This is a genomic window from Streptomyces sp. 8N706, assembly GCF_052245415.1.
In the GTDB taxonomy this organism is placed as follows: Bacteria; Actinomycetota; Actinomycetes; order Streptomycetales; family Streptomycetaceae; genus Streptomyces.
On record NZ_JBQQBW010000030.1, the window covers coordinates 43,023 to 65,701 of the forward strand.

16 protein-coding genes are annotated in these 22,679 nt (G+C 71.2%); 12 read left to right on the forward strand and 4 right to left on the reverse strand.

The annotated features are described in order from the left end of the window. Positions 1-213: 213 nt before the first annotated feature. Together ACTWQE_RS14050 and ACTWQE_RS14055 are read right to left on the reverse strand one after the other, a co-directional pair. Positions 214-1,140, reverse strand: a complete 927-nt coding sequence (locus tag ACTWQE_RS14050; protein WP_443329254.1) for an intradiol ring-cleavage dioxygenase — start codon at positions 1,138-1,140, stop codon at positions 214-216. A 255-nt stretch (positions 1,141-1,395) separates the two neighbouring features. Next, the gene (locus ACTWQE_RS14055) at positions 1,396-2,493 is read right to left on the reverse strand and encodes an NADH:flavin oxidoreductase/NADH oxidase (RefSeq protein WP_443329255.1); all 1,098 of its coding nucleotides are present in this window, start codon (positions 2,491-2,493) and stop codon (positions 1,396-1,398) included. Positions 2,494-2,894: 401 nt separating this feature from the next. On the opposite strand from ACTWQE_RS14055, the gene ACTWQE_RS14060 reads away from it, so the two are divergent. From ACTWQE_RS14060 to ACTWQE_RS14070, 3 genes are all read left to right on the forward strand, one after another. Next, a complete protein-coding gene (locus ACTWQE_RS14060) occupies positions 2,895-3,572 on the forward strand; it encodes a uracil-DNA glycosylase (RefSeq protein ID WP_443329256.1) in 678 nt (225 codons plus the stop codon). A gap of 82 nt (positions 3,573-3,654) precedes the next feature. Further along, positions 3,655-4,665: an N-acetylglucosamine kinase gene (locus ACTWQE_RS14065; RefSeq protein WP_443329257.1), complete on the forward strand. Its 1,011-nt coding sequence runs from the start codon at positions 3,655-3,657 to the stop codon at positions 4,663-4,665. A gap of 95 nt (positions 4,666-4,760) precedes the next feature. Next, on the forward strand, positions 4,761-5,684 hold the full coding sequence (locus ACTWQE_RS14070) for a sirohydrochlorin chelatase (protein ID WP_443329258.1): 924 nt from the start codon (positions 4,761-4,763) through the stop codon (positions 5,682-5,684). Between the two features lie 145 nt (positions 5,685-5,829). Here the strand turns inward: ACTWQE_RS14070 and ACTWQE_RS14075 are convergent, their stop codons facing one another. Beyond that, complete coding sequence (locus ACTWQE_RS14075) at positions 5,830-6,888, reverse strand: lactonase family protein (RefSeq protein ID WP_443329259.1); 1,059 nt, start codon at positions 6,886-6,888, stop codon at positions 5,830-5,832. A gap of 124 nt (positions 6,889-7,012) precedes the next feature. Then, positions 7,013-8,539: an FUSC family protein gene (locus ACTWQE_RS14080; protein ID WP_443329260.1), complete on the reverse strand. Its 1,527-nt coding sequence runs from the start codon at positions 8,537-8,539 to the stop codon at positions 7,013-7,015. A 466-nt stretch (positions 8,540-9,005) separates the two neighbouring features. Between ACTWQE_RS14080 and ACTWQE_RS14085 the strand changes: the two genes are divergently transcribed. The 9 genes from ACTWQE_RS14085 to ACTWQE_RS14125 all read left to right on the forward strand — a co-directional run bounded on the left by ACTWQE_RS14085 (position 9,006) and on the right by ACTWQE_RS14125 (position 22,644). Beyond that, the gene (locus ACTWQE_RS14085) at positions 9,006-9,491 is read left to right on the forward strand and encodes an Lrp/AsnC family transcriptional regulator (protein WP_443329261.1); all 486 of its coding nucleotides are present in this window, start codon (positions 9,006-9,008) and stop codon (positions 9,489-9,491) included. A gap of 106 nt (positions 9,492-9,597) precedes the next feature. After that, positions 9,598-9,720, forward strand: a complete 123-nt coding sequence (locus ACTWQE_RS14090) for a hypothetical protein (RefSeq protein WP_443329262.1) — start codon at positions 9,598-9,600, stop codon at positions 9,718-9,720. Positions 9,721-9,797: 77 nt separating this feature from the next. Next, positions 9,798-10,715, forward strand: coding sequence for a D-alanyl-D-alanine carboxypeptidase family protein (locus tag ACTWQE_RS14095; protein WP_443329263.1), 918 nt, complete (start codon positions 9,798-9,800; stop codon positions 10,713-10,715). Positions 10,716-11,444: 729 nt separating this feature from the next. Beyond that, positions 11,445-13,022, forward strand: a complete 1,578-nt coding sequence (locus ACTWQE_RS14100) for a GMC oxidoreductase (RefSeq protein ID WP_443329264.1) — start codon at positions 11,445-11,447, stop codon at positions 13,020-13,022. Positions 13,023-13,300: 278 nt separating this feature from the next. After that, complete coding sequence (locus ACTWQE_RS14105; protein WP_443329265.1) at positions 13,301-14,677, forward strand: glycosyltransferase; 1,377 nt, start codon at positions 13,301-13,303, stop codon at positions 14,675-14,677. Positions 14,678-14,737: 60 nt separating this feature from the next. Beyond that, positions 14,738-15,796 carry a DegT/DnrJ/EryC1/StrS family aminotransferase gene (locus ACTWQE_RS14110; protein ID WP_443329266.1) on the forward strand — a complete coding sequence of 353 codons (1,059 nt, stop codon included), beginning with the start codon at positions 14,738-14,740 and terminating at the stop codon, positions 15,794-15,796. A gap of 27 nt (positions 15,797-15,823) precedes the next feature. After that, a complete protein-coding gene (locus tag ACTWQE_RS14115; protein ID WP_443329267.1) occupies positions 15,824-17,002 on the forward strand; it encodes a cytochrome P450 in 1,179 nt (392 codons plus the stop codon). A gap of 80 nt (positions 17,003-17,082) precedes the next feature. Next, complete coding sequence (locus tag ACTWQE_RS14120) at positions 17,083-17,274, forward strand: ferredoxin (protein ID WP_443329268.1); 192 nt, start codon at positions 17,083-17,085, stop codon at positions 17,272-17,274. A gap of 111 nt (positions 17,275-17,385) precedes the next feature. Continuing rightward, positions 17,386-22,644 (forward strand): beta-ketoacyl synthase N-terminal-like domain-containing protein, encoded by a 5,259-nt coding sequence (locus ACTWQE_RS14125; protein ID WP_443329278.1) that lies wholly within the window; start codon positions 17,386-17,388, stop codon positions 22,642-22,644. Positions 22,645-22,679 lie beyond the last annotated feature (35 nt).

Consider the following 22,679-nt stretch of genomic DNA (forward strand, 5'->3'; position numbering starts at 1 on the left):
CGGCGGCCGGTGCCCCACGGTCACGCCTACCTCCCCGGGCGACGCCCATGCCTCACCCGGCGTCACCAAGGCACCCCGCCGTCGCGCCCACCTCTCCACGGCGCCGCGACGCAGGCCTCCGTACGCCGCCGCCCTCGCCGACGTACCGCCGGATGTGCGGCCGCCACGATCGGGCGGTCGCACATCCGGCGCATGTCCCCGTGCCGGGAGGGATCAGGGAGCGGAGCTCGGACGCGGTCCGCGGCCCCCCGCCTCGGGCGGGGTCGCGTCCGGGTCGACGCCCAGCACGATCGATCCGATCAGGCCCTTGCTGTAACTGCCGGGCCTGACCTGCTTGAGCGTGACCACCGACGCCGCGCCCGCCGACTGGCCGGTACGGTCATCGGTGAGCTTGACCCGCTCGCTCGCCGTGTGCTTGGCATACGGATCCAGCTCGGCGATGGCGTCGGCGACCTCGTCGGAGAAGAAGACCTGGCCGGTGTGGGCGACATGGCCGTCCTCATAGGTCCGTCCCTCTACCTCGCCGCCGTAGTGGACCTTGAGGTGGATGTGGGTGGTGCGGCCGTAGTACCAGCCAGGGAAGATCGTCTCGAAGGTCGCCCTGCCCCGCGCGTCGGTGAGCTGCACGCCGCGCAGGAACGTGGTCTCGTCGGTGTTCGGGATGTGCCCGTTCTCGTCGGCCTTGCTGGGGTCGTAGGGCTCGTCCGGGGAGATGCCCGTGTAACCGGCGTAGACGCCACCGGCGTCGCAGTGCCAGATGTCCACCGCCGCGTTGGGCAGGGGCTTGCAGGATTTGGTGTTCACCACCTGGAAGGTGAGGGCGAGCGGGACGCCCGGGCGGTTCTCCGTGATGTCGCGGCGGACCTTCTCGTCCTCCAGGTAGTAGGGGCCCGTCATCTGCTCCGCGGTGAGGAGGCACTGCGGGGCGGTCGTCGATCCGGCGGCGGGCGATCCGGTGGCCGCCGCGCCCGTGGCGGAGCTCTCCGTCCCGGCCGAGGCCTGAGCGGCGTAGGCGGCAATTCCGGCCACTCCGAGCCCCGCTCCGCCGAGGACGGTCAGAGCCTTCCGTCGGCTGAACCCCGTTGCGGCGGGGGCGTTCTCGTCCTGCGTGTGGCGCGTGTGCCTGGCGTGATTGGTCATGCTGTGGAACCTAGGAGCCGACGATGAGAGAGGTCTGGGTGGCAGCTGTGCGGACCCTGTGAGACGCCGGAGCCGAGTGGTTCTCGTGCAGCCAAGTACGGTTCCCCGGGCGGGATGTGATCGTGTATCAGATTTTACCGAGAAGTCAGGCCAGGGCCACAGCGCGGAAGCGGCCGGACCCCTGCCGACGACTGCCGAACAGGGGTGGCCACCACGGTGGTGGGGCGGCGAGGAAGCTCCTGCGCGACGCAGTGTTCAGACCGCGCGGTGGTACTGCTGGGGCGCGTGCACCCGGCCGCCCAGCTCGCGTGCGGCGTGGCGGGCGAAGGAGGGGTTGCGCAGCAGTTCCCTGCCCAGCAGCACCGCGTCCGCCTGCCCGTCGGCGAGGATCTTCTCCGCCTGCACCGGGTCGGTGATCAGGCCGACCGCCGCGACGGGCAGACCCGCCTCGGTGCGGACCCGCTGGGCGAACGGCACCTGGAAGCCGGGGGCGGCGGGAATGTGCGCGCGGGGCGCGAGCCCGCCCGTCGAGACGTCCAGCAGATCGACCCCGTGCGTCCGCAGGTCACGCGCGAAGCGGACGGTGTCGTCGCCGGTCCAGCCCTCTCGCTCGTCCTCGGGGTTCTCGGTCAGCCAGTCGGTGGCGGAGATACGGAAGAACAGCGGCAGTTCCTCGGGCCACACCGCGCGCACCGCGTCCACGACCTCCAGCGCGAAGCGCGTGCGGTTCTCGAAGGAGCCGCCGTACTCGTCCGTGCGGTGATTGGTGTGCGGAGAGAGGAACTCGCCGATCAGATAGCCGTGCGCACCGTGCACCTCGGCGACCCGGAAGCCGGCCGCGAGGGCCCGCCGCGCGGCATCCGCGAACTCCCCCACGATCTCCTTGATCCGGTCCTTGCTCAGCTCGGCGGGCACGGTGTGGCCATCGTCGTACGCCACCGGGCTCGGCCCGACGGGCTGCCATCCCTCCCCTTCCTCGGGGAGCGGTCCGCCGCCCAGCCACGGGCGGTCGGTGGATGCCTTCCGTCCGGCATGCGCCAGCTGAATTCCCGGCGTCGCCCCATGACGTGCGAGGAAGGCGGCGATCCGGCCGAGCGCCTCGGCCTGCCGGTCGTTCCAGATCCCGAGGTCGGCGGGGCTGATCCGCCCCTCGGAGCTGACCGCTGTGGCCTCCACCAGAATCAGTCCGGTGCCCCCGGTGGCCCGCGCCGCGTAGTGGGCGAAGTGCCAGTCGTTCGCGACGCCGACGTCCGGCCCGGACACCTCCGCGCTGTACTGGCACATGGGCGCCATCCAGATGCGGTTCGGGATGGTCAACGACCGTAGGGTGTAGGGCTCGAAAAGGGCACTCATGAAGGACTCCGTTTCGCCTGTCGCAGCGGGATCGGCCGCTTCGTACGATACTCGCCGTACTACGATGGAAGTCAAATTACGGCGCCTCTCGTACCATGCCGGAGTTCCGCCGGCGGTCGCCATACGGCCCACCCGACCGCCGCACGCGGCCGCCCGCGGCCCCAACGCACCGCCCGCTCCACGGAGTCGGCCGACCGGACTCGGTACCGACGCCGGTACGGACCCGCCCTCACCGGAGACGACGCCGTCCCGGAGAGGGCCCGTAACGACCGACGCACTGCTTCCAGGGCGGACCACGGCGACCGTTGGGGGACCCGTCCTGTGTACGGGGCACCGCTCTCCCCCCGTAGTCCCCCGGTGTGTGCGGAGGGGAGCGGCGTGAGCCAGTAGAGTGACATCCCGTGGCTTCACGATCGTTGAACGAGATTCTCGAGCCGGGATGGGCCAAGGCTCTGGACCCGGTGGCTGAACGGATCGCCGCGATGGGGGACTTCCTCCGCGCCGAGATCGCCGCGGGCCGGACGTATCTGCCCGCCGGAGGGAATGTGCTGCGCGCCTTCCAACAGCCGTTCGACGAGGTGCGGGTGTTGATCGTGGGCCAGGACCCGTATCCCACGCCCGGTCATGCGGTGGGGCTCAGCTTCTCGGTGGCACCGGAGGTGCGCCCGCTTCCGGGCAGCCTGGAGAACATCTTCCGGGAGCTGCACACCGACCTGGGGCTGTCCCGGCCGTCCAACGGCGATCTCACGCCGTGGACGCGACAGGGCGTGCTGCTCCTCAACAGGGCGCTCACCACCGCCCCGCGCAAACCCGCGGCGCACCGCGGCAAGGGCTGGGAGGAGGTCACCGAGCAGGCGATCCGGGCCCTCGCCTCCCGCGGCCGGCCCCTGGTGTCGGTTCTGTGGGGCCGTGACGCCCGGAATCTCCGTCCGCTGCTCGGCGATCTGCCCGCCGTCGAGTCCTCGCACCCCTCCCCCATGTCCGCGGACCGCGGCTTCTTCGGTTCCCGCCCCTTCAGCCGCGCCAATGAACTGCTCGTGCGGCAGGGAGGGCAGCCGGTGGACTGGCGACTGCCGTGAGACTCCGCGCGGAGACGGAGCCCGCCGCGAACCGCCGTCGGCGCGGCGGCGGCTGCGCCGGGCCACGACGGAGTCCTGCCTCATGACGGCCAACGGACAGTCACCGTCCGAGTGGGTGCTCGGGGTCGATTCCGGCGGTTCCGGGATGCGGATCGCCATCGCGCGGTCGGGGGACGCCGAGCCGGTCGCCACCGTGGTGTCCCACGAACCCGTACGCACCGGCCCGGCCGGTATCGATGCCGGGCACCTGCTGGAACTCCTGCTGCCCGCCGCCCGGGAACTGCTCGAGCGGGCCGGTGCCGCCGCACCCGCAGCGGTCGCCATCGGCGCGGCCGGTATGGCGACGCTCGGCGACGATCTGCGGGCCCGGCTGCCCGGTGCGCTGGCGGAGGCTCTGGGAACCCGGCGGCTGGCCCTCGCCGCCGACGCGGTCACCGCGTACGCCGGGGCGCTCGGCCAGCGGCCGGGAGCGGTGGTCGTCGCGGGCACCGGCATGATCGCTCTCGGCACGTCCCTGGGCGTGGGGGCCGGCAGCGGGTGGCGGCGTGCCGACGGCTGGGGGCATCTGCTCGGTGACTGCGGCGGCGGGGCCTGGGTCGGCAGGGCCGGCCTGGAGGCCGCGCTGCGTGCTTTCGACGGCCGTGCCGGGGGGTCGACCGCGCTTCTGGCCCGGCTGGAAGCGGTGTTCGGACCGGCGCCGGAGCTTCCGGGGCTGCTGTATCCGCGCTCCGACCGGGCTGCCGTAATGGCGTCGTTCGCGCCGGAGGTGGGCCGTTGCGCCGCGGACGATCCGGTCTCCGCAGGCATCATGCGGGGTGCGGCCTGCGCCATCGCGGAGGCCGCGGCGGCCGTCTGCCCCTCGGCCGAAGGCTCCCACGTCGCGTGCACCGGCGGCCTGTTCAAGCTGGGCGAGCCACTCCTGACGCCGCTGCACGAGGAGTTGTCCCGACACGTTCCCCACGCACAGCGCGTGGAGGCGGCAGGTGACGCCCTGCACGGTGCCGTGTACATCGCGGCCGCCATCGCCACGGGTGGTCTGGTCCTTCCGGTCGACTCGGCGATGCTGCATCTGCCCGAGCCGTACGCCACATGACCGTCCAGAGGACCATCGGATAATTCGGGACGGATGGCACACTGTCGCCCCCTCCCCGAACAGCCGACCCCCCAAAGGGATTAACATGCGGCGCCATGAGCACCCCCACAGGGCCGGCGCCCGGCCTGCCTGTACGAATGCCGCGTCCCCGCCAACCAGGGCGACACCGCAAACCGGAGCCGGTCGCGGCTCCCGAGGGTGCGCCTGCGCTGGTTCTCGCCGTCCCCGGTAACCCCGGGTACGACACCCGCAGCCTCGCCGAGGAGGCCGTGAGCATCGCACGCTCCGAGCTGCCCGGCCTGGACGCCCATATCGGATATATCGACGGAGGCGACGAGGAGTTCCCGTCGCTCGAGGCTGTGCTGACCCGCGCGGCCGCCGCGCGGACCGCCCGCGCCGCCGCGCGGCAGGAGCAGGAGGGCGCCGAGCGCCCGGCCTACGACGACGGCCCGGTCGCCGTGGTCGTCCCTCTGCTCGCGGGCCCGGACAGCGCCCTTATGCGACGCATACGCCAGGCCGTCATGGACAGCCGTACCGCCGCGGAGCTGACGGATGTCCTGGGCCCGCACCCGCTGCTCGCGGAGGCGCTGCACGTGCGCCTGTCCGAGGCCGGTCTCGCCCGTGCCGACCGGGCCCGGCTGTTCACCGTGGCGACCGCGGCGGACGGCATCATTCTGGCCACGGTCGGTGGTGAGGAGGCCGTGCAGGCCGCAGGCATCACCGGCATGCTGCTCGCCGCCCGCCTCGCGGTTCCGGTGCTGGCCGCGGCGCTGGATGTGGACGGCTCCGTCGCCCGCGCCGCCGAGCAGCTGCGCGGCTCCGGCTCGGTGCAGCTGGCGCTCGCCCCGTACCTGATTGGCCCGGAGGTCGCCGACGGCCTGCTCAAGGCCGCGGCGGACGAGGCCGAGTGCCCCTCGTCCGAGGCGCTGGGCGCCTACCCGGCGATCGGGAAGCTGGCGCTCTCCAAATACGCGACGGCGCTGGGCATCACCCTCCAGTCCCAGCCGCCCGCGCGCTGACAGGCCGCTTTCCTCGAGCGATCCGCCCGGGGCGGCAGGGGCGGTGCCCCGTTTCCGGGGACACCGGCCCTCGCCCCTCTCTCCCCGCCCGGAACGGCGGGGGCCGGCCGACGCCGTTCCGGGCGCAGTACGGCGCGGTCCCGGCTCAGCCGAGGACGACGCAGCTCGCCGCCGGGACAGTGAGTGCGCCCGCGCGGTGCGGGAGGCCTGTCGCCGGGTCCACATCGAACCAGGTGACGTCCCCCGAGCGTTCATGGGCCGCGTAGAGCCGCCGGCCGGAGGGATCCAGGGTCAGATGCCGCGGCCAGTGGCCACCGCACGGCACACAGCCGATGAGCTCCGGCTCCTCCCCCGAGGCCCCCAGCGCGAGGACGGAGATGCTGTCGTGTCCGCGGTTGGCGGTCCAGGCGTACCGTCCGTCCGGAGCGATCACGACGTCCGAGGGATACGTCCCGTTCGCGGCGTCGCCCGGCACGACCGGCGTCTCGTTCAGCGGCACCAGTTCCCCCGCCGCCGCGTCCCAGCGGCAGACCGTGAGGGTGGGATCCAGCTCGTTGATCACGTACGTGCGGTGGCCGCGCGGGTGGAAGGCGAGGTGGCGCGGTCCGGCGCCCGGCCGCAGACGCACTTCGCGGTGCGGGGCGAGCGTACCGGCCGCCCGGTCGAGCGAGCAGACGCGCACCGAGTCCGTCCCGAGGTCCACGGAGAGCACCCAGCGGCCGGAGGGGTCCGGCAGTACCGCGTGCGCATGCGGCTCCGCCTGCCGCTCCAGGACCGGGCCGCGGCCCTCGTGCCGCAGCACATGGCTCGGCTCGCCCAGGGTGCCGTCGGCCCGGACCGGGAGTACGGAGACCCCGCCCGAGCCGTAGTTCGCCGTCAGCAGGTGCCCCTCGGCCAGGGCCAGATGGGTCGGGCCGTCGCCGTGTACGGGAGCGGCCGCGCCCAACGGCTCCGGCCGGCCAGAGCCGTCGCCGAGGCCGAGCGCCACCACCGCCCCGTGGGGCGTCTCGCTCACCGCGTAGAGCGTGCGGGTGCCGGGCGCGAGAGCGAGGAAGGACGGGTCCGGCACGGTGTCCAGGGTGTGCAGCTCGCTGAGCGCTCCAGTGGCCGGATCGACGGACGCGGTGGTGATTCCGCGCCCGCCGGCCGATGTGAAGGAGCCGATGTAGGCCCGTACCGGCCGTGCCGTCCTGCTGCCGTCCACTGTGCCGCCCCTCTCCGCCGTAGCAGTCCCGGCTGACGGTACCTATGGTTCAGACCAAGTACGGGCCCGGGGTGGCGACTCGGAGCATCCGGCGTGGTGACGTGCCAGTCGACGGTTCCGCGGGTCAGAAGGGGGCGAGAGGGGCGCGCGGGTTGCTGCCCAGAGGTGCGGCGAGCTCCGCGAGCGCTGCCTCCAGCTCATGCAGATGAGCCAGGGCCCGTTCGACGCCGGGGTGGTGCGGTCCGGCGGCCGCGGTGGCGGGCACGGAGCTCCGGGCGGGCGCCGGGGCCACCAGGCCTTCCACGGCGGCTTCCACCCGCTGGCAGGCAGCGGTCAGCCGCACGTCGTGCGAGGCGTCCGGGTCGGCGGCGACGTCGGCCAGCCCCTTCACCTGCTGGGCGCAGTCGTCGAGCAGCTCGATGACCTGACGGGCCCGGGCCTTGCGCGCCTTGAGCGGGCTGAGCGGGTGCACCAGCGGGGCGAGCGAGAGCCGTACCCGGCCCAGCAGCATCTCGAGCTCGGCGACGCGGGGGGCGGGATCCGCGTCGGGGGAGCCGCCCAGTCGGGCGGCGGCCTCGGCGGTGCAGGCGTGCACCGAGCGCAGTGCACGCTGGATCCAGGCGTCGGTGGTGGCATGGGTGGTGACGGGCAGCACGAGCAGCACGGCCAGCGCCGCGCCGAGTGCCCCCACGCCGGTCTCCGCGAGACGCAGCGCGAGCAGGCTGTGGTCCAGCACCCCCAGAAGACCGTAGAGCGCCCCGGCCATCAGCGTCACCGCGAGCATCATCCAGGTATAGGAGACCGCGGCTGTGTAGAAGATGACGAAGACGCAGACGGCGACGACAGCGACGGTCGGCGCCTTGTCGCCGTGCAGGGGGACGGCGACCAGCAGTCCGGCGGCGATGCCGACGACCGTGCCGAGGACCCGGCGGAAGCCGCGGACCAGCGTCTCGCCACGCGACGCGGTGTTCACAAAGATCCACCAGGCGGTGCCGACGGCCCAGTACCAGCGGTCCTCGGACAGGAACTGGCCGACGCCGAGCGCGAAGGCACAGGCGGCCGTCGCCTGGATCGCCTGGCGCGTGGTCGCACGGGCCAGGCCGCGGCCGCCCTGCGGCGCGGGTACGGCAGGCGCGGGCACGAGAGGCGGCGGCACACGCCGTTCGTAGCACCAGGCGCCGAAGCGGACGGCCGACGCCGCACCGAGAGCGAGCGCGACGGCCGCGTACAGCTCGGGCAGTTGACTCGGTACGGGGTGCAGAAACTGCGCCACGAAGAAGGTCATGAACGCGAATACGCCGAAGGCGTGGCCGCGCGTGCCCCAGCGGCGCGCGTACACCCCGGCGCAGACGACGAGGAGGAACGCCGCATCGCGCGCCAGGGGGACATCGTGCAGCACCGTCGCGAGGGCGAGCACCGGGAAGCCCACGACCGGCAGCAGCGCGGTGGTGACAGCCTGGCTGCGGACCGTGGCGTCGGTGACCGTGAAGAGCGCGAGGAGTGCGGCGAGGCCGCCCGCGATGGTCGCGACGAGGGAGTGACCGGCCAGGCCGGAGACGGTCACGGCGAGCCCGACCCCGAGAACGGCCCGGGCTGCGCTCCGCAGCCGCAGCCGCCCCGGGTCCGGGGCCACGAACATCCTCTTCAACACGGCATCCCGCTCCCTCTGCACCCCTGCACGCAAAAGGCGCCGCGGGATCCGCAGCGCCATCGACAGGACCATGAGAGCATGCGGAGGCCTCATGGCTCAAGGGACGTCATGAACACTGGACCATTGGCATAGTATCGTCCGCATGTGGCGCGCCAGGGGTGGGCCAACGGACCATGACCGCGTACGAGGCAGGGGCGTACGGGCTCGCCGACGAGGTTCTCACCCGGCGGCTCGCAACTGCCTGACGCTTTTCCGACGCGCTCGGCGTCCGGGCGGCCGCCTGCGGGGGCGGCACCCTCCAGCGGCGGCCACGACGCGCGCGCCTCAGGCGGCGGTCGCCGACTGCCGGCGCCCGGTGGTGCCATCCAGGGACCGGAGAGGCATCCACGGTTCCACCGGCACCCCTGACGCAGAGCCATTGGTACAGTCGCATGCTGGCTCCGACTACCGAGGGAGGCCGTCGGTCATGGCCGCTGTGGACGCCCTGGACGCCCGGATTCTGCGGCTGCTGCTCGAGCAGCCCCGGACCAGCGTGCGCGAGTACGCCCGTGTCCTCGGCATCGCCCGGGGCACCTTGCAGGCCCGTCTGGACCGCCTGGAGCGGGACGGGGTCATCACCGGCTCCGGGCCCCGGCTCTCCCCCGCCGCCCTCGGCCACCCGGTCCTGGCGTTTGTGCACATCGAGGTCACCCAGGGCCATCTGGACGATGTCGGCGACGCGCTCGCCGAAGTGCCGGAGATCATCGAGGCGTACTCGATCACCGGTGGCGGTGATCTGATGACCAGGGTCGTGGCGCGCGACAACGCACATCTGGAGGACGTCATCCAGCGGCTCATCCAGATGCCGGGCGTGGTGCGGACGCGTACGGAGGTGGCGCTGCGCGAGCGTGTGCCGCACCGGATGCTGCCGCTGGTCGAGGCCGTCGGCCAGGCCTCCGCCCGACCCCGCTGAGCTTCGGCCCCGGGCGAGCTCGGCACGCTGCAGCGGCCGGCGACAGCACGGCCGAACTGCCCCGGCGCCGCCAAGGCCAAGTGTTGATCAGCGCCGTTTGCGACTGGTGACACGGTTCTTACCGACACCCCGTGACCCGGCGTTCGGCACCGTGGGGCTCCTCTTCGGTGGCGGCCAGGGGGAGTTCGACATCCGGACCGCCTTCGACCGGGTCACCCTTCCGGACTGAGACCCCGGCGTTTCCTCACACAACAGCCATGGGATCATGCGCAGGCCTTATCCGTACAAGTGAGGAACGGAGCATAAATGGACTCAGGGGGTAGTGCGGTGCGCCGTTGGGGGGCGACGCTCATCGCCACCACGGCGGCCGTGTCGGTCCTGGTGCCGGCGAGCACCGCGCAGGCCGCGAGCGGTCCGTCGGGCGTCACCGCCAAGGGCGCCTATCTTCTCGACAGCGGGCCCAACAAGCAGCTGTGGAGCAAGGGCGCCGACACACGGCGTCAGATGGCCAGTACGACCAAAGTGATGACCGCCGTCGTGGTGCTGGACACCCGTGGGGTGAATCTCGACAAGAGGATCACCGTCAAGAAGGCCTACCGGGACTATGTGGCCCGCGAGGGCGCGAGCACGGCGGACCTGCGCACCGGCGACAAGCTGTCGGTGCGGCAGTTGCTGTACGGGCTGTTGCTGCCGTCGGGGTGCGACGCGGCGATGGCGCTGGCCGACAACTTCGGGACGGGCAGCACCACAAGGGCTCGTACCACGTCGTTCATCTCCAGGATGAACAAGAAGGCCGACCAGCTGGGCATGTCGAAGACCGGCTTCGACTCGTTCGACGGCATCTCAGGGGGCGGCAGGAATGTGTCGACGCCCCGCGACATGGCGAAGCTCGCGCGGCACGCCATCAGGAACAGCACCTTCGGCACGGTCGTGAAGTCCGCGAGCACCAGGCAGAAGGCCACCAACGGCCGGACGTACACCTGGTACAACACGAACAAGCTGCTGGGCTCCTACCGCGGTGCCATCGGCATCAAGACGGGAACCGGCACGGCCGCGGGGCCGTGCCTGGTCTTCGCCGCCAAGCGGGGCAGCCGCACGCTCGTGGGCGTCCTGCTCAACGACGCCAACCGGTACACCGACGCCCGGAAGATGCTCGACTGGGCGTACGGCACGCGCACCGCGATGAAGCTGCGATCGCTCCCGCAGGGCGCACAGCGCGACTGACGCCGTCCGGGGGCCGGCCCCAATGCCGTCGGCTCAGCCAGGACTCGGACGTGCGAGGAAGGTGTCAGCGCACGTCGGAGACTTCGAGTGGGCCATGAGCCACGGACATTGGGGCCGGTCGGGCAGGGCAGCCTCACGTGGCGGTCCGGACTGTTGTCGCGGCGCAAGGGAAAGCCCGCGTCCGGGCCGGACCGCAGCGCTTCCAGCGCCGCGCGGCGAGCGGGTCGGGTCCGCGCCCTGCGCGAGACCGCTCCACCGCTCGGCGGTGCTGCTTCAGCTCAGGGTCCCTGCAGGAGGTGGGTCAGCCCGGGAAGGTCAGCCGCACCTGGCGGTCGGGACTGGCGCGTTTCGTATCCACGAAACGCCGTCAGGGCAACCCTCACCCTGCCCCGCATGTCACTCAGGTCAGGCGGAAAGACGCCCGGCCGCACCGGCCCCGGGCGGATTCCAGGGACCGCCGCTCCGGATGGGGCATCGCATTCCAGCCAGTCAACGGCCCCTGTATCTCTGGCATTTCCCCCAGTCTTCATTGATCAGGATGGTGGAGCCCGGCGGCTCGGGCTGATCGACACGACCCGCAATCCCCGCCGGAACGGCCCCGCGGAACAGCCCCGCGGGGAAGGATCCTGTCGGCGAAGGTCGGGTACTACCAACGTGTTTGAGAACCAGCATCTGTCACGGCGCCGTGTGCTAGGACTGGCCGCCCTCAGCGGCGCCGCCGTCGCCGGAATGACCACGATTTCCGCCGCCCCGCGTGCAGCGGCCGCCGACAAGAGGAGTCCGCAGGGCGGCAGCGGCTCGTTCGTACCGGCCGTGGTGATCGGTACGGGATACGGCGCCGCGGTATCCGCGCTGCGGCTCGGCGAGGCCGGTATTCCGACGCTCATGCTCGAAATGGGGCAGCTGTGGAACAAGCCCGCCGACGACGGCAACGTCTTCTGCGGAATGCTCAAGCCCGACCGGCGGTCCAGCTGGTTCACGTCGCGCACCGAGGCCCCGCTGGGCTCATTCCTGTGGCTGGATGTGATCAACCGGGACATCGACCCGTACGCGGGAGTGCTGGACAAGGTGCACTTCGACCAGATGTCGGTGTACGTGGGGCGGGGCGTGGGCGGCGGTTCGCTGGTCAACGGCGGTATGGCCGTCGTGCCGAAGCGCTCGTACTTCCAGGAGGTCCTCCCCCGGGTGGACGCCACCGAGATGTACGACCGGTACTTCCCGCGCGCCAACTCCATGCTCAAGGTGAACCACATCGACAAGGGCTGGTTCGAGGAGACGGAGTGGTACAAGTACGCGCGGGTCTCGCGCGAACAAGCGGGCAAGGCGGGCCTGAGCACCACCTTCGTGCCCAACGTCTACGACTTCGGCCACATGAGGCGCGAAGCGGCCGGTGAGGTGCCCAAGTCCGCGCTGGCGGGCGAGGTCATCTACGGCAACAACCACGGCAAACAGAGCCTGGACAAGACCTACTTGGCCGCGGCGCTCGGCACCGGCAAGGTCACCATCGAGACCCTGCATCAGGTCAAGGCGATCCATCAACAGCCGGACGGCAGCTATGTGCTGTCCGTGGACCAGCTCGACGCCGACGGCACGGCCGTCGCCCACAAGGAGATCGCCTGCCGCCATCTGTTCCTCGGCGCCGGCAGCCTCGGCTCCACCGAGCTGCTGGTGCGCGCCCGGGACACCGGCGCGCTGCCCGACCTGAACGCCGAGGTCGGCGCGGGCTGGGGCCCCAACGGCAACATCATGACCGGCCGGGCCAACCACGTCTGGAGCCCCACAGGGCCCGACCAGTCCTCGATCCCCGCCCTGGGCATCGACGACTGGGACAACCCCGCGGCCCCGGTCTTCGCGGAGATCGCGCCGATGCCGGCCGGCCTGGAGACCTGGGTCAGCCTCTATCTGGCGATCACCAAGAACCCCGAGCGCGGCACCTTCGTCTACGACAAGGCCACCGACCGGGCCGTGCTGCGCTGGACCCGGGACCAGAACACGCCCGCGGTCGACGCCGCGAAATCGCTCTTCGACCGGATCAACAAGGCCAACACGACGATGTACCGCTACGACTTGTTCGGGCCGCATCTGACGAACTTCTCAGACGACTTCAGCTACCACCCCCTCGGCGGCTGCGTCCTGGGCAAGGCCACCGACGGGTACGGCCGGGTCGCGGGCTACCGCAACCTCTATGTCACGGACGGCGCGCTCATACCGGGGTCCATCGGAGTCAACCCCTTTGTGACGATCACGGCGCTGGCCGAGCGGAACATCGAGCGCATCATCGCGGAGGACGTCGCGGCCGCGTCCTAGTACTCCCGTTACGTTCGCTGTTTCTGCTGGTCGGAGCGTGTTGGCGCTGCGATGAGCTGATGTGCCGTCGCAGGGCGGAGTTGGTGTCCGGCCATGCGGCATGTGCAGTGGCAGTTCCGGCCCTCCCATCGTGCGGAGGGCCGGTTCGTTCCCGCCTCGAAAGGCCGGACGGGTTCTAAGGATTTTCCGGTGGCCGGCGTGAGATCAAAGAGAGTGCGGCCAGTCGATCCGCACGGGGGGGCTTGCCGAACTCCTCTGCCACCGCTGAAAGGGAATTCATGGACTCCGCCCGACGGCCGATCCTCTTCGTCAGTCTTCCGGAGAGCGGGCTGGCCAATCCGCTGCTCGTACTCGCCGAGGAACTCTCCCGCCAGAATGTACCGGATCTCTGGTTCGCCACCGATGAACCGCGGTGCGAGGATGTGAAGAAGATCGCGGTGGGGTCTACGGTGGAGTTCGCCTCGCTGGGTAGGGTGGTCACCGAGTTGTCGGCGGTGACGTGGGACGACGCGGTCTATCGCGAGATCACTCAAACCTCGCGTTTCAAGGCGCATCGTGCGGTGATCCGGCAGTCCTACAAGCCTGGGCGGCACGAGGAGAAATTCCAAAAGCTGGCGGCCGTCGTCGACGAGGTGCGGCCGGCGCTGATGGTCATCGACTGCATCAGTGCTTTCGCGATCGAGCTGGCGATTTCTCGGAATATTCCGTTCGTGCTGAGTGTGCCGTTTGTACCGAGCAATGTGCTGACGGCGTTCACGCCCTTCGCCAAGGGCTACACCCCGCGGGACTTCCCGGTGCCGCACACGGGACTGCCGTATCCGCTGACGTTCGCGCAGCGCATGACCAACGCGCTCTTCAAGTGGCGGACGCTGGCGATGTTCTGCACGCCCGAGATGGGCAAGGTGGTCGCGGAGGACAACCGGCGGCGCAAGGCGCACGGGCTCGGGCGGCTCAGTCTGATGGCGCGGATCGAGCACGCCGAACTGGTGCTGTGCAATTCGATCGCCGAGCTGGATTACCCCTTTGACATTCCGGAGAAGGTGCGGCTGGTCGGTGCCATGGTGCCGCCTCTGCCGGAGGCTCCGCAGGACGACGATCTCTCGCGGTGGCTGGATGCTCAGTCCTCGGTCGTCTATGTGGGGTTCGGGACGATCACCCGGCTCACTCAGGAGCAGGTCAATTCCATGGTAGAGGTCGCCCGTCGGCTCAAGGGGCGGCACCAAGTGCTGTGGAAGCTGCCGTCGGGGCAGCAGCACCTGCTGGCGCCGAAGGAGTCGTTGCCGGCGAATCTTCGTATCGAGAGCTGGGTTCCGTCGCAGTTGGACGTGCTGGCTCATCCGCATGTGAAGGTGTTCTTCACTCATGGTGGCGGCAATGGTTTCAACGAGGGCGTGTATTTCGGCAAGCCGCTCGTGGTGCGGCCGTTGTGGGTGGACTGCTACGACCAGGCCGTGCGCGGCCGGGACGTCGGCATCAGTCTGACCCTCGACCGGCCACGGGACATCGACGTCGATGACGTGGTCGACAAGCTCACGCGGGTGCTCGACACCCCCTCCTTCCGCGAGAACGCGGAGCGGCTCGGCGCCCAACAGCGCGCGGCGGGCGGCCGTGAGACCGCTGCCGAGCTGATCCTCGGACTTCCGGTCCTGGCGTAAGGCCGCACGAGCACACACGTACGTACGAGGACTACGAGGAAGACAAGGAAGAGGGAGCAGATGTCGTTCAAGTATCCCGTGTCCAGGCCCACTCTGGACGGTAGGGAGCTGGATTACCTGACCTCTGCCGTCGAGGACGGCTGGATATCGTCTCAGGGCCCGATGGTCCGGCGGTTCGAGCGTGCCTTCGCGGATTACAACGGGATCGCGCACGGCGTGTCCTGTTCGTCGGGGACTGCGGCGCTCACGCTCGCACTGCGGGCGCTGGGTATCGGCCCGGGTGACGAGGTGATCGTTCCGGAGTTCACCATGATCGCCTGCGCGTGGGCGGTCACGTACACCGGCGCGACGCCCGTGTTCGTGGACTGCGCGGACGACCTCAACATCGATGTCACGCGTATCGAGGAGAAAATCACGGAGCGGACGAAGGCCGTGATGCCCGTCCATATCTACGGCCGGCGTTGCGATATGGACGCGGTGATGGATATCGCGTACCAGTACAACCTGCGGGTCGTGGAAGACAGTGCGGAGGCCCACGGCATCCGTCCGGTCGGGGACATCGCGTGCTATTCACTGTTCGCGAACAAGATCATTACGGCGGGTGAGGGCGGCATCTGCCTCACCGACGACCCCCAGCTGGCCGGGCAGTTGGCGCATCTGCGGGCCATGGCGTTCACCAAGGACCACAGTTTCCTGCACAAGAAGGTCGCCTACAACTTCCGTATGACGGCCATGCAGGCCGCCGTCGCGCTGGCCCAGGTCGAGCGGCTGGATGACATTCTCCAGGCGCGGCGTGTGATCGAGCGGCGCTACGACGAGGGGCTCGCCGGGGTCCCCGGTATCACGCTGATGCCGCCCAGAGACGTGCTGTGGATGTACGACCTGCGGGCCGAACGCCGTGAGGAGCTGCGGGAGTTCCTGGCCGGTGAGTCGATCGAAACCCGGCTGTTCTTCAAGCCGATGAGCCGGCAGCCCATGTACTTCCACCCCGACTGGCCCTCACTCAAGGCGAATACGTTCGCCGAGGACGGGCTGTATCTGCCCACGCACACCGACTTGACCGCCAACGACCAGGACTTCGTGATCGACAGGATCCGCTGGTTCTACGGCGTCAGCTGACCGGCCCGTTCGAGAGGAATTCCGTCCATGACGCAAGCAGACCCGATGGTGGTCGACCTTCCGTTGCGCCAGCCCGGCGTGCCGTTCCCGCCGCCGCACTACGCCGACTACCGCGACCGAAAAGGGCTGGTCCTCTCGCACCTGCCCGACGGCAAACGGGTATGGCTGGTCACCCGGCACGAGGACGTACGCGCCGTCCTGACCAACCCCAAGATCAGCTCCAACCCCCAGCACGAGGGATTCCCCAACGTCGGGGAGACCCTGGGAGTGCCCAAGCAGGATCAGATCCCGGGCTGGTTCGTGGGCATGGACTCCCCCGATCACGACCGGTTCCGCAGGGCCCTCATCCCGGAGTTCACCGTCCGGCGCGTGCGCGCGATGCGACCCGCGATCGAGCGCACGGTGGAAGCACAACTGGACGCCATGCTGGCCGCGGGCAACACCGCCGACCTCGTCGCCGACTTCGCGCTGCCCATCCCCTCCCTGGTGATCTCCTCCCTGCTCGGTGTGCCGCCCGCCGACCGCGAGTTCTTCGAGTCCCGCACCCGCATCCTGGTCTCCCTCCGCGCCTCGACCGACGAGGACCGTATGGCTGCCGCCAAGGACCTCCTGCGCTACATCAACCGGCTGGTCGACATCAAGCAGAAGTGGGGCGGCGACGACCTCGTCACGCGGTTGCTGGCCACCGGCACCATCGCCCCCCACGAGATGTCGGGCGTGCTGATGCTGCTGCTCATCGCCGGTCACGAGACCACGGCCAACAACATCGCGCTCGGCGTGGTCACGCTGCTGATGAACCCTCAGTGGATCGGTGACGACCGGGCCGTGGAGGAGACGCTGCGCTTCCACTCGGTCGCCGACCTGGTATCCCTGCGCGTGGCGGTCCAGGACGTGGAGATCGCCGGACAACTCATCAAAGCGGGCGAGGGCATCGTGCCGCTGGTCGCCGCAGCCAACCACGACGAGGCCGTCTTCGGGTGCCCCCACAAGTTCGACCCCTCCCGGTCCGCCCGCCACCACGTGGCCTTCGGCTACGGCGTGCACCAGTGCCTGGGGCAGAACCTGGTGCGGGTCGAGATGGAGGTCGCCTACCGCAAGCTCTTCGAACGCATCCCGAACCTCGAACTCGCCGTGCCCGTGGAGAGATTGGACATCAAGTACGACGGCGTGCTCTACGGCCTGAACGAGCTGCCGGTCCGCTGGTAGCCGCCGCCCGCCGCGGTCCGCCCGGCGGCGCGTGCCACCGGCCGCCGGGCGGCCACTTCCACCGCAGGAGAGACATCGACATGCGTATCACCGTTGACCCCGGCCGCTGCGTGGGGGCGGGCCAGTGCGTGCTGAACGCGCCCGCGCTCTTCGACCAGGACGACGACGGGCTCGTCACCCTCCTCGCCGAGCCCGGCGCCGACCAGGAGTCCACGGCCCGGCTGGCGGGTGCCCTGTGCCCGTCCCGGGCGATCAGCGTGCACGAGAGCTGACACCCGACCCGGGCAGGAGCCTGTGTCCGAACCCCGGCGTGTCCCCCACAACTGACGAGAGTGCTTGAGATCCGGGAGCGAAACGTGCCCGTCCACAGAGATGACTACGCGATGAAGCCGCCCGCCGACGCGGCGGATGTACTGGGCGGCGGCTTCACGCTGCCCGAGGTGTTCGAGGCCGCCGTGGGGTCCGCCCCCGACGCGGTGGCCGTCGTCGACGGGGACCGCTCGTGGACGTGGGCGCAGTGGCGAGCGGACGTCGCCGCGCTGGCCCGCGGCCTGCAGGAGTCGGGCGTCGCACCCGGCGACGTGGTGGCGGTGCACCTGCCGAACTGCTGGGAGCTTCAGACCCTGCACCTGGCCGTCGCGGCCGTCGGAGCGGTACTGCTGCCCGTCCACCACGGCACCACGGCCCCGGAGGTCCACGCGCTGCTGACGCGGGCGGAACCCGTCCTTCTCGTCCTGTCGGCCTCCGGGAGCGAGAGTGAGGCAACGGCCCGTTCGCTTCTGGAGAGCGTCCCGTCGTTGCGCGGTGCGCTGATGGCCGGTGCGCTGGAGGCGGGGCGCGAGGAGCCGGGGGTCGGGTCGCTGGAGGCGGGGCGCCAGGAGCCGGGGGTCGGGTCGCTGGACGGGCTGCTGACGGCCTGGGCAGGCAGCGGGCCCCGGCCGGTGGACGTCACCCCCGACCTGCCGCTGGTCCTGATCCCCTCGTCCGGGACGGCCTCGGCGCGGCCCAAGCTCTGTGTGCACAGCCACGACGGTCTGCTGTCGAACACCGCGGCCGTCACCGCCGAGGCCGCCGACGCCTTCGACGGTACGGTGCTGACGGCCTGCCCGATGACCCATCTGTTCGGCCTCCAGGCCATGCACGCGGCGCTGTTCGCCGCCTGCGGGCAGGTCATGCTCACCGGCTGGGACGTGGACCGCTTCCTGGAACTGGCGCGGGAGCACGAACCCCGCGTCGTCTTCGCCGTGCCCGCGCAACTGCGGGATGTCGTCGCACGGCTGGCCGAGACGGACGAGCCGGCGGGCTTCGGGCCGTACCAGGTGCGCACGGCGGGGGCCGCCGTCGCGCCCGCGCTCGCCGTACAGGTGCGCGCCGTCCTCGACTGCGAACTGGTCGTGGTGTGGGGGATGTCCGAGATCGGCACCGGCACCCGCACCCGGATCCACGACCCCGACGGCAGTGTGGGAGGGCCGGTCAGCGGCGTGGACGTGCGGGTCGTCGACGAGCACGGCGAAGTGTGCGCGGCGGGCACGACCGGTGAACTCCAGTACCGGGGGCCGGGGTTGTTCCTCGGCTATTTCCGCGAGCCGGAGCTGACGCGCTCGGCCCTCACCGAGGACGGCTGGCTGCGGACCGGCGATCTCGCGGCCATCGGCGCGGACGGCGTGGTGGTGGTGCGCGGCCGGGCATCCGAACTGATCAACACGGGCGGCCGGAAGTTCAGCGCCACCGAGGTCGAGGGGCTGCTCGCGGGCCTTGCGGGCCTGGGCCCGCTGGCCGTGGTCGGCGCACCGGACGACCGGCTCGGGGAGTACCCGTGCCTGGTCGTGACCGACCGCGCGGACCGCACGATCGGTCTGACCGAAGTGACCGCGTTCCTGCGCCGGCTGGCGGTCGCCGACCACAAGATCCCCCTCGAACTGGTCACCGTGCGCGAGATTCCCCTCTCCCCCGCCGGGAAGCTCGACCGCGCGGCGCTCAGGCGGCTGCTCGCCAACCTTGAGGCGGCGCCCGTTCCGGCCCGTCTCGGCGCGGTCCCGCCGTACACGGTCGAGGAGGCGCTGGAACTCGTACGCGACTGTGTCGGCCAGGTGCTCGGGAACGGCGGCACGGCCGTCCCCTTCTCCCCCGAAACGGACTTCCGCCGGCTCGGCCTGGATTCCATCCTCGCGGTGCGGCTGCGTAATCTGCTGCGGGACGAGACCGGGCTGCCGCTTCCGACCACGCTGGCCTTCGACTTCCCCAACCCGCGGGCCGTCGCGCACGTACTGGCCGAGCGGGAGGAGCCGTCCCAGGAGGGGCCGTGGGAGATCTCGGCGGACGGTGCCGACCCTGTGGCGATCATCGGAATGGCCTGCCGGCTACCCGGCGGAGCCGACTCCCCCGACGCCCTGTGGGACCTGCTCGCCGACGGGACCGACGCGATGTCCGAGTTCCCGGAGGACCGCGGCTGGGACCTGGACCGGCTCTTCGACGAGGACCCCGACCGCCCGGGGACCTCGTACGCGCGCGAAGGCGGCTTCCTGCACGACGCGGGCGACTTCGACGCGGGCTTCTTCGGCCTGTCCGACCAGGAGGCGACGGCGACCGACCCGCAGCAGCGACTGCTCCTGGAGGCGGCCTGGGAGACCTTCGAGCGGGCGGGCATCGACCCGGAGTCTGTGAAGGGAACCCGTACGGGTGTGTTCACGGGCGCGATGGACCGCGGCTATGGCGCAGGCGCGTCCGCCGCGCCCAGCGCGTGGGAGAGCATGCTCATCACCGGGGCCGCCGGCAGCGCGATCTCGGGGCGCATCGCCTACACCTACGGGCTCGAAGGCCCCGCGATGACGGTCGACACCGCCTCCTCGTCCTCCCTCGTCGCCCTGCATCTGGCCTGCCGGTCCCTGCGGTCGGGCGAGACCGACCTGGCGCTGGCGGGCGGCGTCACCGTCATGGCGACCCCGGCGCCCTTCGCGCACTTCTCCCGACTGCGCGCGCTCTCCCCCGACTCCCGCTCCATGGCGTACGCCAACGCCGCGAACGGCTCCGCGTGGTCGGAGGGCGCGGGGCTACTGCTGCTGGAGCGGCTGAGTGACGCCCAGCGCAACGGACACCGTGTCCTGGCGCTCGTACGGGGCTCCGCCGTGAATCAGGACGGCGCCTCCAACGGGCTCACCGCGCCGAGCGGGCCCGCACAGCAGCGCGTCATCCGCCAGGCCCTGGCCGACGCCGGGCTGACGCCGCAGGACGTGGACGCCGTGGAGGGGCACGGCACCGGGACTCCGCTCGGTGACCCCATCGAGGCCCAGGCCCTGCTGGCCACGTACGGGCAACAGCGGCCTGAGGGAAGGCCGTTGTGGCTGGGGTCGGTGAAGTCGAACATCGGGCACACGCAGGCCGCCGCCGGGGTCGTCGGGGTCATCAAGACGGTGCTCGCGCTGCGCCACGGCGTTCTGCCGCGGACGCTGCACGTGGACGCTCCCTCGGCCAAGGTGGACTGGTCCGCCGGTTCGGTACGGCTGCTGACCGAGGCCCGGCCCTGGCCGCGGGAGAGCGGACTCACGCGCCGGGCGGGGGTGTCCTCGTTCGGGCTCACCGGCACCAACGCGCACGTGATCCTGGAGGAGGCGCCGGGTGAGGACGGGGAAAAGGACGTGGAAGAGGCGCCGGGCGAAGATCTGGTGGAGGCGCTGGGCGAGTCCGGGACGGCTCGGGGCCCGGAGCCGGCCGGTGACGCGGCCGCGCCCTGGGTGCTGTCCGCCCGGAGCCGGGCGGCGCTGCGCGCGCAGGCGCGGCGCCTGGCCGTGCACGTGGCGGCCGACCCCGGCCTGCGCGCCCAGGATGTCGCCTACGCCCTGGCCACCACCCGTGCCCTGCACCGGCACCGGGCCGTCGTCAGCGGCTCCGGCCGTGCACAACTGCTGGCCACGGCAGCGGAGTTCGGATGCGGTGAGCGGACCGCGGGTGTCATCCCGCACGATTCCGCGCCGGGCGGGCTGGCCTTCGTCTTCCCCGGGCAGGGCAGCCAGCGAAACGGCATGGGGCGCGAGGCGGCCGAGGCGTTCCCCGTCTTCGGGCAGGCGCTGCGCGAGGTGTGCGCCGCGCTGGATCCTCTGCTGGCGCGGCCGCTGACCTCGGTGATGTGGGCGGCACCCGGCTCCGAGGAGGCGGACCTCCTCGACGACACCACCTACACGCAGCCCGCTCTGTTCGCCGTCCAGGTCGCCCTGTACCGGCTGTTCGAGTCCTGGGGCGTGGTCCCGAACCACCTGGTCGGGCATTCGGTCGGCGAGATTTCCGCCGCTCATGTGACGGGCGTGCTCGGTCTCCAGGACGCGTGCGCCCTGGTGACGGCCCGGAGCAGGCTGATGGGCGCGCTGCCGCCCGGCGGTGCGATGGTGGCGGTGCGCATCACGGAGGCCGAAGTGACCCCGTGGCTGACGGAGTTGGCGGATGCGGTGTCGATCGCGGCCGTCAACGGTCCGCACTCCCTCGTACTCTCGGGCGCCGAGGCCCCGCTCGCCGCGCTCACGGACCAGCTCGCCGCCGCCGGTCACAAGAGCCGGCGGATCGTGGCGAGCGTGGCGGCCCACTCGCCGCTGATGGACCCCATGCTGGAGGAGTTCCGCGCGGTCGTCCGTACGCTGTCCTACGCCGCGCCTGCCGTTCCCCTGGTCTCCACCGTCACCGGCCGCCCCTTGACCGGCGAGGACGCGCACGACCCGGACCACTGGGTGCGGCACGTACGGCAGTCCGTACGCTTCAAGGACGCGATCGGCCGGCTCCTGGGCGAGAGCGTCACCGGGTTCCTGGAGCTGGGTGCCGAGCCGGCGCTCACGCCGATGATCGACGAGTGTCTGGAGTCGGCCGACCAGCCCGGGGCCGCCGTCGTGCCGAGTCTGCGCGCCGGAGTGCCGGAGCGGCACGCCCTGCTCACCGCGGTCGCCCGGGTGCACGCCCATGGCGTTCCCGTCGACTGGGACGCGGTGCTCCCCGGGGCCCGGCCCGTCGCCCTGCCGACGTACGCGTTCCAGCGGCGGCGGTTCTGGCTGGCGTCGGCTCCTGTGAGCCCGGCGGGCTCGGCGGGTCCGGCTGCCGACGGGGGCCTCGCGGATGTCACGGGTGTCGCGGTTGCCGCGGGCGGGATGGCGGCCGGTGAAGAGCCGCCGGGGCTGGAGGCCCGTCTGTCCGGTCTCGACGACGCCGAACAGGACGCGCTCGTACTGGCCCTGGTTCTCGCCGAGACCTCGGCCGTGCTCGGCGGCCAGGAGACACGTGGCGAGGAGGGCAACCGCACCTTCAAGGAGATGGGCATCGAGTCGGTGAACGCGGTCGAACTGCGCAACCGCCTCATCGCGGCCACCGACATCCGGCTTCCCGCCACGCTCATGTACGACTGCCCCACGCCGAAGGCCGTCGTCCGGCTCGTCCGCGAACGACTCGCGCGGCCGAACGCCCCCGCGCGCGATGTGGCCTCTGTCGTGGCGGAGTTGGAGTCCTTGCTCACGTCCGGCGCGAAGGTTTCGGAGGAGACGGTGGCGCGGTTGAAGGCGGTGACGGCGGGGTCCGGCGGTGGTACGGGCACTGGCCCCAGTGGGGTCCTGGACCTGACGTCGGCCAGTGATGAAGAACTGTTCCGGCTGATGGACGCGGAGAGTTGACGGTTGGGTGCGGGTGTTCTCCGGAGCGCCCGCAC

Coding starts and splice junctions, on each gene's coding strand:
- ACTWQE_RS14055 (WP_443329255.1), bottom strand. CDS start 2,493: ATGAGTGCCCTTTTCGAGCCCTACACCCTACGGTCGTTGACCATCCCG.
- ACTWQE_RS14115 (WP_443329267.1), top strand. CDS start 15,824: ATGACGCAAGCAGACCCGATGGTGGTCGACCTTCCGTTGCGCCAGCCC.
- ACTWQE_RS14085 (WP_443329261.1), top strand. CDS start 9,006: ATGGCCGCTGTGGACGCCCTGGACGCCCGGATTCTGCGGCTGCTGCTC.
- ACTWQE_RS14070 (WP_443329258.1), top strand. CDS start 4,761: ATGAGCACCCCCACAGGGCCGGCGCCCGGCCTGCCTGTACGAATGCCG.
- ACTWQE_RS14110 (WP_443329266.1), top strand. CDS start 14,738: ATGTCGTTCAAGTATCCCGTGTCCAGGCCCACTCTGGACGGTAGGGAG.
- ACTWQE_RS14100 (WP_443329264.1), top strand. CDS start 11,445: ATGACCACGATTTCCGCCGCCCCGCGTGCAGCGGCCGCCGACAAGAGG.
- ACTWQE_RS14120 (WP_443329268.1), top strand. CDS start 17,083: ATGCGTATCACCGTTGACCCCGGCCGCTGCGTGGGGGCGGGCCAGTGC.
- ACTWQE_RS14050 (WP_443329254.1), bottom strand. CDS start 1,140: ATGACCAATCACGCCAGGCACACGCGCCACACGCAGGACGAGAACGCC.
- ACTWQE_RS14065 (WP_443329257.1), top strand. CDS start 3,655: ATGACGGCCAACGGACAGTCACCGTCCGAGTGGGTGCTCGGGGTCGAT.
- ACTWQE_RS14125 (WP_443329278.1), top strand. CDS start 17,386: ATGAAGCCGCCCGCCGACGCGGCGGATGTACTGGGCGGCGGCTTCACG.
- ACTWQE_RS14095 (WP_443329263.1), top strand. CDS start 9,798: ATGGACTCAGGGGGTAGTGCGGTGCGCCGTTGGGGGGCGACGCTCATC.
- ACTWQE_RS14105 (WP_443329265.1), top strand. CDS start 13,301: ATGGACTCCGCCCGACGGCCGATCCTCTTCGTCAGTCTTCCGGAGAGC.